General features: G+C 72.7%; 13 protein-coding genes and 1 pseudogene. 2 read left to right on the forward strand and 12 right to left on the reverse strand.

The features are described from left to right. Positions 1 to 12 precede the first annotated feature (12 nt). A complete protein-coding gene (locus OO68_RS34715) occupies positions 13 to 1,185 on the forward strand; it encodes a PQQ-dependent sugar dehydrogenase (protein ID WP_033313252.1) in 1,173 nt (390 codons plus the stop codon). 20 nt (positions 1,186 to 1,205) lie between these two features. Here the strand turns inward: OO68_RS34715 and OO68_RS34720 are convergent, their stop codons facing one another. The 7 genes from OO68_RS34720 to OO68_RS34750 form a co-directional block, all read right to left on the reverse strand. Continuing rightward, positions 1,206 to 1,391 (reverse strand): DUF6191 domain-containing protein, encoded by a 186-nt coding sequence (locus OO68_RS34720; protein WP_033313254.1) that lies wholly within the window; start codon positions 1,389 to 1,391, stop codon positions 1,206 to 1,208. Between the two features lie 48 nt (positions 1,392 to 1,439). After that, on the reverse strand, positions 1,440 to 4,484 hold the full coding sequence (locus OO68_RS34725) for a helix-turn-helix transcriptional regulator (protein ID WP_033313256.1): 3,045 nt from the start codon (positions 4,482 to 4,484) through the stop codon (positions 1,440 to 1,442). Between the two features lie 128 nt (positions 4,485 to 4,612). Then, the gene (locus OO68_RS34730) at positions 4,613 to 4,798 is read right to left on the reverse strand and encodes a hypothetical protein (RefSeq protein ID WP_033313258.1); all 186 of its coding nucleotides are present in this window, start codon (positions 4,796 to 4,798) and stop codon (positions 4,613 to 4,615) included. Positions 4,799 to 4,996: 198 nt separating this feature from the next. Next, positions 4,997 to 5,533 carry a hypothetical protein gene (locus OO68_RS34735; RefSeq protein WP_033313259.1) on the reverse strand — a complete coding sequence of 179 codons (537 nt, stop codon included), beginning with the start codon at positions 5,531 to 5,533 and terminating at the stop codon, positions 4,997 to 4,999. 35 nt (positions 5,534 to 5,568) lie between these two features. Beyond that, positions 5,569 to 6,141 carry a GNAT family N-acetyltransferase gene (locus OO68_RS34740; RefSeq protein WP_033313260.1) on the reverse strand — a complete coding sequence of 191 codons (573 nt, stop codon included), beginning with the start codon at positions 6,139 to 6,141 and terminating at the stop codon, positions 5,569 to 5,571. Beyond that, positions 6,119 to 8,365, reverse strand: coding sequence for an MMPL family transporter (locus OO68_RS34745; RefSeq protein WP_033313261.1), 2,247 nt, complete (start codon positions 8,363 to 8,365; stop codon positions 6,119 to 6,121). The genes OO68_RS34740 and OO68_RS34745 overlap by 23 nt, the downstream gene beginning before the upstream one ends. A 158-nt stretch (positions 8,366 to 8,523) precedes the next feature. After that, positions 8,524 to 8,865 (reverse strand): hypothetical protein, encoded by a 342-nt coding sequence (locus OO68_RS34750; protein WP_033313262.1) that lies wholly within the window; start codon positions 8,863 to 8,865, stop codon positions 8,524 to 8,526. Positions 8,866 to 9,055: 190 nt separating this feature from the next. On the opposite strand from OO68_RS34750, the gene OO68_RS34755 reads away from it, so the two are divergent. Beyond that, positions 9,056 to 9,859, forward strand: coding sequence for an SAM-dependent methyltransferase (locus tag OO68_RS34755; RefSeq protein ID WP_033313263.1), 804 nt, complete (start codon positions 9,056 to 9,058; stop codon positions 9,857 to 9,859). Between the two features lie 61 nt (positions 9,860 to 9,920). Here the strand turns inward: OO68_RS34755 and gatB are convergent, their stop codons facing one another. The 5 genes and pseudogenes from gatB to OO68_RS42620 form a co-directional block, all read right to left on the reverse strand. Then, positions 9,921 to 11,435, reverse strand: a complete 1,515-nt coding sequence (gene gatB / locus OO68_RS34760; protein WP_033313265.1) for an Asp-tRNA(Asn)/Glu-tRNA(Gln) amidotransferase subunit GatB — start codon at positions 11,433 to 11,435, stop codon at positions 9,921 to 9,923. 16 nt (positions 11,436 to 11,451) lie between these two features. Beyond that, positions 11,452 to 11,691, reverse strand: coding sequence for a hypothetical protein (locus OO68_RS34765; protein ID WP_019329755.1), 240 nt, complete (start codon positions 11,689 to 11,691; stop codon positions 11,452 to 11,454). After that, entirely contained in the window at positions 11,688 to 13,181 is a 1,494-nt protein-coding gene (gatA, locus tag OO68_RS34770) for an Asp-tRNA(Asn)/Glu-tRNA(Gln) amidotransferase subunit GatA (RefSeq protein WP_033313267.1), read from the reverse strand. The genes OO68_RS34765 and gatA overlap by 4 nt, the downstream gene beginning before the upstream one ends. A gap of 5 nt (positions 13,182 to 13,186) precedes the next feature. Continuing rightward, complete coding sequence (gatC, locus tag OO68_RS34775) at positions 13,187 to 13,483, reverse strand: Asp-tRNA(Asn)/Glu-tRNA(Gln) amidotransferase subunit GatC (protein ID WP_018531282.1); 297 nt, start codon at positions 13,481 to 13,483, stop codon at positions 13,187 to 13,189. 125 nt (positions 13,484 to 13,608) lie between these two features. Then, a pseudogene (locus OO68_RS42620) lies at positions 13,609 to 15,680 on the reverse strand (putative bifunctional diguanylate cyclase/phosphodiesterase). Positions 15,681 to 15,820 lie beyond the last annotated feature (140 nt).

Below are 15,820 nucleotides of genomic sequence, written 5' to 3' on the forward strand. Positions count from 1 at the left end.
GTTGAAGGGACCATGATCGTGCAACGTCGAGCCGTGCCGACCGTGTTGGCCGCCGCCGCGCTCCTGCTGACGGCCGGTTGTTCGTCCGACGGCCCAGGGTCGTCGGGCAATGACGAGGGCGCCTCCCCGAGCCGTAGCGCACCGGGGTCGTCCGCGCCGCCGCGCCAGGGCGCCGAGGAGACACCTCCCGCCGAGGGCTCGGTGAAGGTCGTGCGTACCGTCGCCGAGGGGCTGGACTCCCCCTGGGGCCTCGCTCCCCTGCCGGGCGGCGGCCTGCTGGTGTCCTCCCGGGACGACGGGACGATCGTCCGGGTCGACGAGAAGACCGGCAAGAAGACCGAACTGGGCGAGGTGCCGGGGGTCTCCGCGGCGGGCGAGGGCGGCCTCCTCGGGATCGCCCTGTCCCCCGACTACGCCTCGGACCGCATGGTCTACGCGTACTTCACCTCGGCCTCCGACAACCGCGTCGTCCGCATGATCTACGACGAGCGGAAGCCCTCCGGCCAGCAGCTCGGCGCGCCCGACACGGTCTTCCGGGGCATCCCCAAGGGCTTCATCCACAACGGCGGCCGCATCGAGTTCGGCCCGGACAGGATGCTGTACGTGGGCACGGGCGAGAGCGGCGACACCGGCCTGTCCCAGGACAAGGACTCGGTGGGCGGCAAGATCCTCCGCCTGACCCCGGAAGGCGAGCCGGCGCCGGGCAACCCGTTCCCCGACTCGCCGGTGTACTCCTACGGCCACCGCAATGTGCAGGGCCTGGCCTGGGACGGCAAGCAGCGGCTGTTCGCCTCGGAGTTCGGCCAGGACACCTGGGACGAGCTCAACGCGATCAAGCCGGGCGACAACTACGGCTGGCCGGAGGCCGAGGGCCGGTCCGACGACGGGGAGTTCAACAACCCGGTCGACCAGTGGACCACGGCCGAGGCCTCCCCCAGCGGCATCGCCTACGCCGAGGGGTCGGTCTGGATGGCGGGCCTGCGCGGCAAGCGGCTGTGGCGCATCCCGCTGAACGGCACCGAGGCCTCGGCCGAGCCCCAGGCCTTCCTGGAGGGCGAGTACGGCCGGCTGCGCACGGTGGTGCCGGCGGGCGGCGACCGGCTGTGGCTGGTCACCAGCAACACGGACGGCCGGGGCAGCCCGAAGGACGGGGACGACCGGATCCTGGAGCTGCGGGTGACGTAGGGCCCCCGTCCCGTCCCCGCCTAGTCGCCCGGGTTCTGCGTGTCCTCCTCGGAGGGGCGCACGACGACCTTTCCGGACGCGAGGTCTATCGGGCCGCGTCCGGGGTCGGCGTCCCCGACGTCCTCACGGGTCAGTTCCAGGCGGTTCTGCTCATCGCGGGTGTGCTTGCGCCCGGGCGAGAACAGTTCCTCGAACATGTTGAACACGGAGCCTCCCTGGGCCGCGGAGCCGCGACGTCCTTTCCAGCGTAGGCCTCAGCCCGCCGGACCGGGCATGAGCATCTCGGCCGGGAACAGTCCCAGCCGGTGCGCCACGGCCGCCGCCTCGCCCCGCCCGGAGACGCCGAGTTTGCCCAGGATGTTGGAGACGTGGACGCTCGCGGTCTTCGGTGAGATGAACAGCTCCTGGGCGATGCGGCGGTTGGTGTGGCCGGCCGCGACCAGGCGCAGCACGTCCCGTTCCCGGCTGGTGAGCCCCAGGGCCTCGGCCGGGTCGGCGGGCGCGGGGCCGGGCGCCGCGGCGGGCGTGAGCGGGAGGCGGGCGCGCCGGCCGAGGGTGGTGGCGGCGTCGGCGAGCGGCCGTGCGCCGAGGTGGCGGGCGGCGGCGTGGGCGAGCCGGAGCAGTTCCGCGGCGCGCTCGCGCTCGTCCTCGCCGCCGCACGTCAGCAGGGACTCGGCCAGGCGGTAGCGGACGCGGGCGAGGTCGTAGGGCCGGCCCAGGGGTTCGAAGGCGGTGACCACCTCCGACCAGGTGTCCGAGGTGCTCCGGTCCGCGGCGCGGTGGAGTTCGGCGCGGACCCACTGTTCGTGGGCGTACCAGACGGGGGCGTGGGTGGTGAGGCGCTTCACGGCGGCGAGGATGCCGTCCAGGACCTGCTCGCGGCCCTCGCGGGCGGCGGGCAGCGCCCGGGCCTCGGCCTCGGCGGTGGCCGCCTCGAGCAGCAGCGGCCAGGCGTAGCGCAGGGTTCCGAGCGGGAAACCGGACTCCAGGGTGCGGGCCAGTCCGGCGCGGGCGTCGGCCAGGCGTCCCTCGGCGGCGGCGACGGCGATGGCGAGGCGGGAGATCGGCAGGTCCTGCTGCGGCATGGGGTCGTGCGGGCCGTAGGAGGCGCGGGCGTCGGCGAGGTGGCGGGCGGCCTCGGCCACTTCGCCGCGGGCGAGTGCGAGGAAGGCCAGGCTGTGTGCGCCGGATCCGTACGGAGCGGCCGTCCGGCCCATCCGCTGGGCGCTGACGGCCGCCTCCGCCGCCTCGTCCCAGCGGCCCAGGGAGATGAGCGACTCGGCGAGGTTGCCCCAGACCCAGCCCTCGGACTCGGTCAGGCCCATCCTGCCGGTGAGCCGCAGGCCCTCGCGCAGGATGTTCACGGACTCCTCGGAACGCCCGATGCCTTCCAGGGTGGAGGGCAGGTTCACATGGCTGCGGCCCACGACGACTGCGAGACCACGGGCCACGACGTCGTCCCTGACCTCGTACATGTGGGCCAGCCCGGCCTCGATCTGCCCGGCCTCGACCATGAGCCCGCCGAGGGTGAGCCGGGCGTTGGACTCGATCTCGTCGGCGCCCACCATGCGCGCGTACTCGACGGCCCGCTCGGCGGCCGTGAGGGTGTCGGGGCCGGGCTCGCGGAGCATGGACCAGTGGGCGGCCGTGGCCAGTACCTCGGCGTGCACCTCGGACGGCGGCAGGCCGCGGACCAGGTCCTGCGCGGTGGCGATCTCCTGCCAGCCGTCGCCCCGGGCGAGCCGCTGCACCAGCCGGGAGCGCTGGATCCAGAACCAGGCGGTGCGCAGGGGGTCGTTCTCCTGCTCCAGGAGGCGCAGCGCCCGCTTGGTGATCTTCAGGGCGCGTTCGCGCTCCCCGCAGAGCCGTCCGGCGACGGCCGCCTCGGCCAGCAGGTCCAGGTAGCGCAGCGCGGTCGTGGCCGGATCGCAGCCGCAGGGAGGGTAGACCTCGGCGTAGTCGACGGGGCGCAGGGACTCGCGTACGGCCTCAGGGGCGGTGTCCCACAGGTCCATCGCGCGTTCCAGCAGCCGGAGTTGTTCGGCGTAGGCGTGGCGGCGGCGGGCCTGGACGGAGGCTTCGAGGACGGCGGGCAGGGCCTTGGCGGCGTCGTGGGCGTGGTACCAGTAGCTGGCCAGGCGGGCCGCCCGCTGGTCGGCGGGGACGAGGGCCGGGTCGGTCTCCAGGGCCTCGGCGTAGCGGCGGTTGAGGCGGGAGCGTTCGCCGGGGAGCAGGTCGTCGCTGACGGCCTCGCGAACCAGGGAGTGGCGGAAGCGGTAGCAGTCGTCGCCGGGTGCGGGGGCGAGGATGCCGGCGTTCACGGCGGCCCGCAGTGCCTCGATGAGGTCGTCCTCGGCGAGCCGGGCGACGGCGGACAGCAGCCGGTACTCGACGGTGGAGCCGCCCTCGGCGACGATCCGGGCGACCTGCTGGGCGGCCTCGGGCAGCCCTTCGACGCGGACGAGCAGCAGGTCGCGCAGGGAGTCGGTCAGGCCGGTGCGGCAGCCCTCATGGGCGGCGACGGCGAGCTCCTCGACGAAGAAGGCGTTGCCGTCGGAGCGTTCGAAGATCGCGTCGACCTGGTCCGGCTCGGGTTCCCGGGCGCGGATCCCGGCGATCTGGCGGCCCACCTCCTCGCGGTTGAAGCGGGCGAGTTCGAGGCGGCGGATGGTGCGGAGCCGGTCGAGTTCGGCGAGGAGGGGCCGGAGCGGGTGGCGGCGGTGGATGTCGTCGGAGCGGTAGGTGGCGAGGACGACGAGGCGGCCGGTGCGCAGGGTGCGGAAGAGGTAGGAGAGCAGATGCCGGGTGGAGGCGTCGGCCCAGTGCAGGTCCTCCAGGGCGAGGACGACGGTGTGCTCGGTGGTGACGCGTTCCAGCAGGCGTGCGGTGAGCTCGAAGAGGCGGGCCATGGCGTCCTCGTCGTGCCGCCCGGCCCTCGACTCGCCCAGCTCGGGCAGCAGCCGGGCCAGTTCCTCCTCCTGGCCGGCGGCCGCGGCGGCCAGCTCGCCGGGGAGTTCGCGGCGCAGGGCGCGCAGCGCGGTGGAGAAGGGGGCGAAGGGCAGCCCGTCGGCGCCGATCTCCACGCAGCCGCCGAGTGCGACCACCGCCCCGCGGCTGCGGGCGGACGCGGCGAACTCCTCGACCAGGCGGGTCTTGCCGACTCCGGCCTCCCCGCCGATGAGCAGCGCCTGCGGCTCGCCCTCGCGGGCGCGTACGAGCGCGTCGTGCAGCGTGCCCAGTTCCTCGGCACGGCCGACGAACACGGGGCTGACGGACCGGGTCTCCACGGCCCCGAGCATCGCACGCGGGTCCGACAGTGCGGCACCGGTTTTCCGCGCAACGGCCGGAGCAGCGGCCCTCGTTCCCGCGGGAACGAGGGCCGCTGCCTGTCGGACGGCCACGGCCGGGGCCGGTCCCGCCGCGGTGTTCACGCGGTCCGGGCGGACCGTGGCCGCCGGAAGAGGCGGCTATGGCTCTCGTGCTCGGCGGTGTCCGTGTTCGCCTGGTGGCGGGCGGCGCGGCGGGCCCGGGCCGCCTCGCGGACCAGACGCTCGTGGTCGGCCCGGCGGATGAGGTCGGAGGTGCGCAGCTGCTGGAGCTCGTACTCGTGCATGGTGTGTCCTTCGAGGAGTGGCCGGTCACGGAGTGTTTCTCCGTGATGACCTCACTCTCGTCCCCCAGGCGGGGCCGCCACATCGGGAGAGTTCCGCATCTTCGGCGACGGGAGGGGCCTTAGACACGGCTGAGGGGCCTCAGGGGTTCCGTAAGGTGCTTACGGAACCGCCTGAGACCCCTCAGGAAGCGCGTGCTCTCAGCTCGCTGACGGCAGTCCGAGCAGGACGCCGGTGTACTTGAGGACGGCCAGGAACAGGCCGATGACGCCGAGCGCGACGCCCGCCCAGGCGACGGACTTGATCCAGGGGGCCTGGATCCGGCCCGGCGTGCCGAAGGCGGGCCGGGCGAGCGTCACGACGCCGGTGACCAGGGCGATGAGCGCGAACAGGCCGCCCCACAGGGCCGTGGTCTGCCAGGCGTCGCCGTAGACCGCCTGGATCTGCTGGGCCACGCCCGCGTTCTGGGCGGTCTCCAGCTGACCGATGAGGTTCTGGCGCGCGGAGGCGACGGTGCCGATCCAGCTGCCGGTGAGGGAGACGACGCCCAGGGCGGCGGAGACCACGGCGGCGGCACCCTGTCCGACACCGAAGGGGCGCTCCTCCTTGGTCTGCGCGTCGTCGGCCGCGGCCGGGACCTCGGTCTGGGGCACCTCGTCGGACTTGGTGGTGTCCACCGCCTTCTCGTCGGTCGTGGCCTGGGTGGCCTCGGTCTCGTCCACTGCGTTCGTTGCCATGTCTCGCACCGTAGGGTCGCTGTCTGAGAAGTCTCTTAATGATCGTCGTGAGCGGCACGCGCGCGTGCGGCGCGCCACTCGGGCGCCAGCACCGACCAGACTTCGAGATCGTGCCGTAGCCCACCATAGGGGTGGGCCTCGCGCCGCACACCGTCCCGGGCCATGCCGAGGCGCCGCGCCACGTTCAAGCTGGGCCGGTTGGCGGAGGCGGCGACCCATTCGACGCGGTGGATGCCGCGCTGCTCGACGGCCCAGTCGATGAGGACCCGCATCGCGCGGGTGACCAGGCCGCGGCCCGTGGCGGCCGGCTCCAGCCAGCACCCGACCTCGCAGTTTCCGGTCGCCGCGTCGAAGTTCAGGAACAGCACCCCGCCCACCAGCGTCCCCTCCAGCCACAGGCCGTGCAGGGAGCCGGTGTCGGCGGCGCGCATGTCGGCGTAGCGCTGGAGCTTGGCCCGGGCCGAGGGCAGGTCCGTCTCGGTCGTGCCGAACGGGATGTACTGCCCGATGAACTCCCGCCCCCGTTCCAGGTGCGCCAGGAACTCCCCGGCGTGCCAGGGTTCCAGGGGCCTCAGCTCGGCGTCGTCACCCAGGGATATCGCGTACATCCCGCTGCCGCTCCTCCTCCGCCAGGACGTCCGCCACCTCGGCGTCCGTCGCGGCGGCCAGCCTCTCATGGGCGGCGCGGCTCTCGGGCGGCTCGATGCTGATGCGCGGCATGCGCTTGTCCAGCCAGCGGGGCAGCCACCAGTTGGCGCCGCCGAGCAGGTGCATCAGGGCCGGGACGAGCAGGGTGCGCAGCACGAAGGCGTCCAGGGCGACGGCGGCGGCCAGGGCGATGCCGAACATGGCGATCACCCGGTCGCCACTGAGGACGAAGGCCAGGAAGACGGAGATCATGATGACCGCAGCCGAGTTGATCACCCGGCTGGTCTCGGCGAGGCCGACGCGCACGGCACGCCGGTTGTCGCCGGTCTCCAGCCACTCCTCGTACATCCGGCTGACCAGGAAGACCTGGTAGTCCATGGAGAGGCCGAAGAGCACCGACACCATGATCACGGGCAGGAAGGGCTCGATGGGCCCGGCACTGCCGAGGCCGAGCAGTTCGCTGCCCCAGCCCCACTGGAAGATCGCGACCACCACTCCGAAGGCCGAGGCCACAGCGGCGACGTTCATCGCGGCGGCCTTCAGCGGGATGCCGACGGAGCGGAAGGCGAGCAGGAGCAGCAGACAGCCCAGGCCGATGACGACCCCGACGAACACCGGCAGCTTGGAGACGATGACGTCGGCGAAGTCGTCGTAGCCGGCCGTCATGCCCCCCACCTGCACGTCGAGCGAGGTGCCCGACTCGGCGCGCGGCAGTACCTCGCCGCGCAGCCGGTCGACGAGGTCGCTGGTGTCCTTGGACTGCGGGGAGGACTCCGGGACGACGGTGAGGTACGCGGTGTGGCCGCCGGCGTCGAAGGTCACCGGGGTGACCGAGGCGACGCCGTCGGTGGCACGGAGGGTGCCGTCGAGGTTGTCCAGGGCGAGCTTGTCGTCGGCGCCGTCGACCTTCGTGACGAGGGTGAGCGGGCCGTTCACGCCGGGGCCGAAGCCGTCGGCCAGGAGGTCGTAGGCCTGGCGGGTGGTCGCCGTCTTCGGGCCGTTGCCCTGGTCGGAGGTACCGAGGTGCAGGGAGAAGGTGGGCAGTGCGAGGACGCCCATGACGACCAGGGCGACCGCGCCGAGCACCTTGGGGTGGCGTTCCACGAAGGCCGACCAGCGGGCGGCGAAGCCGGTGGGCACCTCGGGTTCCGGCCCGTGCTCGGCGAGGCGGCGGCGCTCGCGGCGGCTGAGCGCGCGCATGCCGATGAAGGACAGCAGGGCGGGCAGCAGGGTCACGGAGGCGGCGACGGTGAGGATCACGGTGAGGCTGGCCGCTACGGCGACGCCGTTGAGGAAGCTCAGCCGGAGGATCAGCATGCCGAGCAGCGCGATGCAAACGGTCGCGCCCGCGAAGACGACCGCCCGTCCCGTGGTCGCGACGGCGTTGGTGGCGGCCTCGGTGACGGACAGGCCGCGCTTCAGCCCGCGCCGGTGCCGGGTGACGATGAACAGCGCGTAGTCGATGCCGACGCCGAGCCCGACGAGCATCCCCAGCATCGGTGCGAAGTCCGCGACGGTCATGGCGTGCCCGAGCAGCACGATCCCGGCATAGGCGGTGCCGACGCCGACCAGGGCGGTGGCGATGGGCAGCAGGGAGGCGGCGAGCGAGCCGAAGGCGAGGAACAGCACCACCGCGGCGACCATCACGCCGACGATCTCGGCGAGGTGCCCGCCGGAGGACTCGGTGAGCGCGACGGCGCTGCCGCCCAGCTCCACCTGGAGTCCGTCGGTCTCGGCGCTCTTGGCGGTGTCGACGACGGCCCGGGCCTCGCCCTCGGCGATGTCCTCGGCCTGGTCGTCGAAGGTGACCGAGGCGTACGCCGTGCGGCCGTCCCCGCTGATGCGGCCCGTGCCGGGTCCGTCGTAGGGGCTGGTGACCGAGGCCACCCCGGGGAGGTCCTCGATCCGGTCCAGGGTGCGGGTCATCGTCTGTTCGACGTCGGCGGCGCGGACGCTGCCGGAGGCGGTGTGCCAGACGACGGTGTCGCTGTCCCCGCCGAGCTGCGGGAAGCCCTCGTGCAGCAGCTCGGTGGCGCGGCCCGACTCGGTGCCGGGGACCTGGTAGTCGTTCGAGTACGTGGTGCCGGCGACGGCGGCGCCGGCGGCGACCCCCGCGAACGCGAGGAGCCACAGCAGGACGCTGAGCAGACGGCGCTGGACACACCAGCGTGCGAGGGCTGCCACGAAACGTGCTCCCGGATTTGCCTTGTGTGGATCTTTGGCCGGGAACAGTCGTACATGAACTGAACAGCCAGCAAAGAACGCATGAGCAATGCGCTGCCACTCTGACAAACGAAGGAGATCATTTGTCGGTTTCGTGGGCTTATTCACAGCGGCCGGGCTCAGTCGAACTGGTCCCCCAGCGCCATCACCATCACGCCCGCGATCAGCAGCCACAGTGCCCGCCGGGTACGGCCGCGCGAGCCCAGCACGGCGGCGGATGCGCAGACGGCGGCCCCGCTCGCGTAGGCGGCCGGGACGAGCGCCGGCGCGGGGCCGGTGAGGCGAAGCACGGCTGCGGCGAGTCCCGCGAGGGTCAGCGCGGCACCGGTGGCGGCGGCCGTCCAGCGGGCCCGCCGCGCGGCTCCCTCGTCCTGCTCCGGGTCAGCGGCCTCGTCCTGCACGGCGGCCGCCTCCGAGTCCGCCATCTCTGGATCGGTGCCGGAATCAGGACGTCCACTCATGGCCGAGACGGTAGCGCGCCGGGAGGCGAAAACCGGGTGCGGGGCCCGCGGGCCGGCTGTTAGCGTCCGCTGGTCCGAGGAATACCCGCGGCCTCCCGCCGCCCGGCCGAAGCAGGTGCGTGTATGACGGTCCGACCGAGCTCCTCCGCATCCCCTTTCTTCCTCAAGGACTCAAGGAGCCCGTCCACCGATGTCGGACATCACTTCCCGGACCTCGAACGACCCCCTCACTGACCGTGTGCGCCACCCCGGCTACCCGCGCAGCAACGGCTACGACGCCCGTTGGACCATCGACAACCAGATGGGCCCGCACGCGCTGTGGCTGCTGGAGTGGCTGGCCCCCGCCCTGGGGCTCGACACGCTGAGCCCCGGCTCCCGCGTGCTCGACCTGGGCTGCGGCCGCGCCATGACGTCCGTCTTCCTCGCCAGGGAGTACGACGTCCAGGTCACCGCCGCCGACCTGTGGGTCAAGCCCGACGAGAACGCCGGGCGCATCGCCGAGGCGGGCGTCGCCGACCGCGTCCTGCCCGTACTCGCCGAGGCGCACGACCTGCCGTTCGGCGCGAACAGCTTCGACACGATCGTCTCGATCGACGCCTACCAGTACTTCGGCACCGACGACCTCTACCTGCCCCACCTGACGCGGCTGCTGAAGCCCGGCGGGCGGATCGGCGTCGTCGTACCGGCGCTGCGCGAGGAGATCGACGGCGTCGAGCCGCCGGAGCACCTCAAGCCGTACTGGGAGCCGGACTTCTGGTGCTTCCACACCGCGGCGTGGTGGCGGCGCCACTGGACCCGCAGCGGGGCCGTGGAGGTCGAGACCGCGGACTGGCTGGAGGACGGCTGGCGCGACTGGCTGCGCTGGTGCGAGGTCGTGGCCGGGGAGCACACGGACGCGTGGCACGTCCGGATGGCCGGCCAGTGCGCCGAGATGCTGCGCCTGGACCGGGGCGAGACGCTGGGCTTCGTCCGGGTCGTGGGCCGCCGCCTCTGAGTGAATGACGCGGGGGACGCACCGGGTCCGGTGCGTCCCCCCTCGCCGGGTCCACGGGAGGTCAGCCCTCGCTGACGCCCAGCTTCTCCAGGATCAGCTCCTTGACGCGTGCCGCGTCGGCCTGGCCACGGGTCGCCTTCATGACCGCGCCGACGAGCGCACCGGCCGCGGCCACCTTGCCGCCGCGGATCTTGTCCGCGACGCCCGGGTTGCCGGCGATGGCCTCGTCGACGGCGGCCGTCAGCGCGCCCTCGTCGGAGACGACCTTCAGACCGCGCTGGTCGACGACCTCGTCCGGGGTGCCTTCGCCCGCGAGGACGCCCTCGATGACCTGCCGGGCCAGCTTGTCGTTCAGGTCGCCCTTCGTGACGAGCTCGGTGACCCGGGCCACCTGCGCCGGCGTGATCGCCAGCTCGTCGAGGGCCTTGCCCGACTCGTTGGCGCTGCGGGCCAGCTCGCCCATCCACCACTTGCGGGCGGAGGCGGCGTCCGCCCCGGCCTCGATCGTGGCGACGATCGGCTCCAGCGCACCGGCGTTGAGGATCGCCTGCATGTCGGTGGCCGAGACGCCCCACTCCTCGCGGAGCCGGTTGCGGCGGACCAGCGGCAGCTCGGGCAGACCGGCGCGGATCTCCTCGACCCACTCGCGGGACGGGGCCACCGGGACGAGGTCGGGCTCCGGGAAGTACCGGTAGTCCTCGGCCTCCTCCTTCACCCGGCCCGAGGTCGTCGACCCCGTGTCCTCGTGGAAGTGCCGGGTCTCCTGGATGATCGTGCCGCCGGACGACAGCACGGCCGCGTGCCGCTGGATCTCGAAGCGGGCCGCGCGCTCCACCGAGCGGAGCGAGTTGACGTTCTTCGTCTCCGAGCGGGTGCCGAACTTCTCGGTGCCGTTCGGGCGCAGCGACAGGTTCACGTCGCAGCGCATCTGGCCCATCTCCATGCGGGCCTCGGAGACGCCGAGCGCCTTGATGAGCTCGCGCAGCTCACGGACGTAGGCCCGGGCGACCTCGGGCGCGCGCTCGCCGGCGCCCTCGATCGGCTTGGTGACGATCTCGATGAGCGGGATGCCGGCGCGGTTGTAGTCCAGCAGGGAGTGGGACGCGCCATGGATACGGCCGGTGGCGCCGCCGACGTGCGTCGACTTGCCCGTGTCCTCCTCCATGTGGGCGCGCTCGATCTCCACGCGGAAGGTCTCGCCGTCCTCCAGCTGCACGTCGAGGTAGCCGTTGAAGGCGATCGGCTCGTCGTACTGGGAGGTCTGGAAGTTCTTCGGCATGTCCGGATAGAAGTAGTTCTTCCGGGCGAAGCGGCACCACTCGGCGATCTCGCAGTTCAGCGCGAGGCCGATCTTGATGGCGGACTCGACGCCGGTCGCGTTGACGACCGGGAGCGCGCCGGGCAGGCCGAGGCAGACCGGGCAGGTCTGCGTGTTGGCCTCCTGGCCGAGTGCGGTCGAGCAGCCGCAGAACATCTTGGTCTTGGTGCCGAGTTCGACATGGACCTCGAGGCCCATGACGGGGTCGTACGACGCGAGTGCGTCCTCGTACGACACCAGGTCGGTCGTGGTGGTCACGGTGAGTACTTCCCTCTCAGCCCAGCAGGACGTCGTCGTCGCCCAGCCGCTTCAGCTCGCGGTAGAGGATGGCCAGGTTGGTGACGACCGCGGCGCCGGTCACGACGGCGTCGAGCAGCCGCAGCGTGTCGTTGTCTCCGCGGGCCTTCTTGATCTGCTTGTAGACACCGACGGCGCCGAACGCCGACGTGGCCATCGAGACGTACAGACCGGACTTGGACTTCTTGAAGCCCTTGGCCTTGGACAGTGCGCTCACAGCGACGGAGCCTCCTCGATCAGCGGGTGGCCCCACTTTTCCACGAAGGCGGCCTCGACGGCTGCGCCCACCTTGTACAGGCGGTCGTCCTTCATGACGGGGGCGATGATCTGCAGGCCGACCGGGAGGTTGTCCTCCGGGGCGAGGCCGCACGGCAGCGACATGGCCGCGTTGCCCGCCAGGTTGGTCGGGATGGTGCACAGGTCGGCGAGGTACATCGCCATCGGGTCGTCGGCGCGCTCGCCGATCGCGAAGGCGGTGGTCGGGGTCGTCGGGGAGACGATTACGTCGACCTGCTCGAACGCCTTGTCGAAGTCCTGCTTGATGAGCGTGCGGACCTTCTGGGCGCTGCCGTAGTAGGCGTCGTAGTAGCCGCTCGACAGGGCGTACGTGCCGAGCATGATGCGGCGCTTGACCTCGGGGCCGAAGCCGGCCTCGCGGGTCAGGGAGGTGACCGCCTCGGCGGAGTTCGTGCCGTCGTCGCCGGTCCGCAGGCCGTAGCGCAGGCCGTCGAAACGGGCGAGGTTGGAGGAGCACTCCGAGGGCGCGATCAGGTAGTACGCCGACAGCGCCAGGTCGAAGGACGGGCAGTCCAGCTCGACGATCTCGGCGCCCAGCTCCTTCAGCAGCGCGACGGACTCGTCGAACCGCTGGATGACGCCGGCCTGGTAGCCCTCGCCGCGGAACTGCTTGACGACGCCGACGCGCATGCCCTCGACGCTGCCGCCCAGGGCGGCCTCGACGACCGCCGGGACGGGCTCGTCGATGGACGTGGAGTCGAGCGGGTCGTGCCCGGCGATGACCTCGTGCAGCAGCGCCGCGTCCAGGACCGTACGGGCGCAGGGCCCGCCCTGGTCGAGGGAGCTGGAGAAGGCGACCATGCCGTAGCGGGAGACCGCGCCGTACGTCGGCTTCACACCGACCGTGCCGGTGACGGCGGCCGGCTGGCGGATGGAACCGCCGGTGTCGGTGCCGATGGCCAGCGGCGCCTGGAACGAGGCGAGCGCTGCGGAGGAACCGCCGCCGGAGCCGCCGGGGATCTTGGTCAGGTCCCACGGGTTGCCGGTCGGGCCGTAGGCGCTGTTCTCGGTGGAGGACCCCATGGCGAACTCGTCCATGTTGGTCTTGCCGAGGATGACGACGTCGGCGGCCTTGAGCCGCTGGGTGACGGTCGCGTCGTAGGGCGGGATCCAGCCTTCGAGGATCTTCGAACCGACGGTCGTGGGCACGCCCTCAGTGGTGAAGATGTCCTTCAGCGCCAGGGGCACGCCGGCCAGCGGGCCGAGCTTCTCGCCGCGCTCGCGCTTGGCGTCCACGGCACGGGCCTGGGCGAGGGCGCCCTCGCGGTCGACGTGCAGGAAGGCGTGCACCTTCTCGTCGACGGCCTCGATACGGGCGAGGTGGGCCTCGGTGACCTGCACCGCGGTGAGCTCGCCGGAGGCGATCTTCGCGGCGGTCTCGGCGGCCGTGAGCTTGATGATGTCCGTCATGGCTGTTAGTCCTCCCCCAGGATCTGCGGCACCTTGAAACGCTGCTGCTCCTGGGCCGGGGCGCCGGAGAGCGCCTGCTCGGGGGTGAGCGACGGACGGACCTCGTCCGCGCGCATGACGTTCGTCAGCGGGAGCGGGTGCGAGGTCGGCGGTACGTCTTGGTCGGCGACCTCACTGACGCGGGCGACCGCGCCGATGATGTCGTCCAGCTGTCCCGCGAAGTGGTCGAGCTCTTCGGGCTTCAGCTCCAGACGCGCCAGCCGGGCGAGGTGGGCGACCTCCTCGCGCGTGATGCCAGGCATGCAGCGATCCTCAGGGGTGAGTGAATGTGGTTTGGCCTAATCCTATGGGGCGGGAGGGCGTGCCCGTGAAACGGTTTGCCGGACCTTCGCGCCCCGGCCCCGCCAGGACGTGTCGGGTCCCGTGACTAGACGACCCGGCCCGAGTCGTCCGCCGCGGCCGCCGGCAGGGCGGCCCGGGGGCGCTGCCAGCCCCGGGAGCCCCGGGCGCGGAGCCAGGCCGTGGTCTCGTCCGGGGGCATCGCGGCGGCGACCAGCCAGCCCTGGACCGCGTCGCAGCCGAGGTCGCGCAGGCGCTCCCAGGTCTCGGCTGGTTGAGGGTGTCGGCGGCGCGCTGCGGATCCTCCAGGAGGACGTGTTCCGTGATCTCCAGTTGGAGCGCTCCCGCCGGGACGCCGTGCCGGGCGAGCCGGGCGGCGACGGAGCCGGCGAAGCCCGGGGTGTGCACGTCGCGCGGGGAGACGTTCACCGCGACCGGGACGAACAGGCCCTGTTCCCGCCAGCGCGCGACCTGGCCGAGCGCGGTCTCCAGCACGTACTCGGTGAGGTGGGGCATCAGGCCCGAGGACTCGGCGATCGCTATGAACTCGTCCGGGGGCACCTTGCCGCGCTCGGGGTGCACCCAGCGGACCAGGGCCTCCAGGCCCGCGACCTGCCCGTCGAAGCGGACCTTGGGCTGGTAGTGCAGATGCACCTCGTGCGCGTCGAGGGCGCGGCGCAGATCGCCCAGCAGGCCGAGGCGGTCGGGAGTGTTGGAGTCGCGCTTGGACTCGTAGACCTCGACGCCGGTGCGGTCCCGCTTCGCCTGGTACATCGCCACGTCCGCCCGCCGCAGCAGTCCTTCGGCGTCCAGGGCGTGGTCGGGGAAGACGGCGACCCCGGCGCTGGCCTCCAGGACGAGGGTGAGGCCGTCGAGGTCGAGGGGGGAGCTGAGGGCGGCGACGAGGGTGCGGGCGATCCGGGTCGCGGACGTGGTGGAATCTGCGACCGGCAGTAAGACGGCGAATTCGTCCCCGCCGAGCCGGGCGGCCTCGGCCCCGCGCGGCAGCGCCACCCGCAGCCGGTCGGCGATCTGCAGCAGCAGCCGGTCACCGGCGAGATGACCGAGCGTGTCGTTGACCGACCGGAACCGGTCGAGGTCGATCAGCATGAGGGCGGCGCGGGCGTCGATCCGCTCCGCGTCGTCCAGCGCGGTCCAGATGCGCTCCAGCAGCCACTGGCGGTTGGGCAGCCCGGTCAGCGGGTCGCGCAGCTGTTCCTCCGCGCGGGCCCGGGCTATCCACAGGGTGGAGTCCAGGGCGATCAGGGGGATGGAGAACAGCGGCAGCAGGATCGGCTTGGCGACGGCGACCACGCAGACCAGCGGCGCGATGCCGAGCAGCGCGACGGCGACCAGGCCCTGCCTGACCAGGGCGGTGCGGGCGACGGTGGGCAGTCCGGGGCGCGGGGCGTGCAGGTACCAGAGCAGGACGCGGGTGACCATCAGGTAGGCGACGGCGACGAAGGCCACCTGGGGTGCCGTGGCGAGCGTCCAGGCGGCGGGATCCGCCGGGGACTCGACGGACGGAACGGTTCCGAAGACGGCCAGCACGAGCGCGCCGGCGCCGATGCCGAGGAGGTCGACGGCGCCGTGCAGCACGCCCTGGCGCCAGCGGTTGCGGCGGGCTATGCCCACCAGCACGACGACCGTGAGGCTGACCATGCCGGCCGGCACCCAGCCGTAGAGCAGCAGCACGGCGAGGGTGAGGGCGGCGCCCGAGCCGGTGCCGCCCCACCAGCGGGAGCGGCCCAGCATGACGAGATGGCCGACGATGATGCCGGTCAGCACGGCCAGCGCCCACCCGGCCGTACCCGCCGGGAAGAGCGCGTGGCCGCCGGTGAAGGCGCGGTAGAAGCCGGCGCCCAGGACGAATCCGGCCGCCGCGACGACGGCCGCGGGCAGCGCGGGCCAGGACTGGTGCCGTTCGCCGTCGGGGTCGTCCGCGCCGGCGGGGAGGGGCGTGTGTTCGGTGATCGACTGTGCGCCGGGGCCGTCCACGGCGCGCCCCCCGTCACCCCGCCCGTCCGGGGTGTACTGTCCGACGGCGCGCACCTCCGCTCCCGGACGCCCCGCCGGCCGCACGGCCCCACGGACTGCACGCCATGCGACCGCCACACGGCGCAGCCGTGAGCCCGGCACGGCGCTCTCGGTCGGTTCCATTCCCGTCCCTCTCACAGCCGGCGGTGCCCACGCCCCGCGGCCCGGTGCCCGACATCCCTCAACGGCCCGCGCCCGAAAACCCTTCCCCGCGCTCTGTGCGAGCACGAGGATGCCCCGACCGCAGCTGGGCACGGCAGGCG

This window comes from Streptomyces iakyrus (genome assembly GCF_000717055.1).
GTDB lineage: Bacteria > Actinomycetota > Actinomycetes > Streptomycetales > Streptomycetaceae > Streptomyces > Streptomyces iakyrus.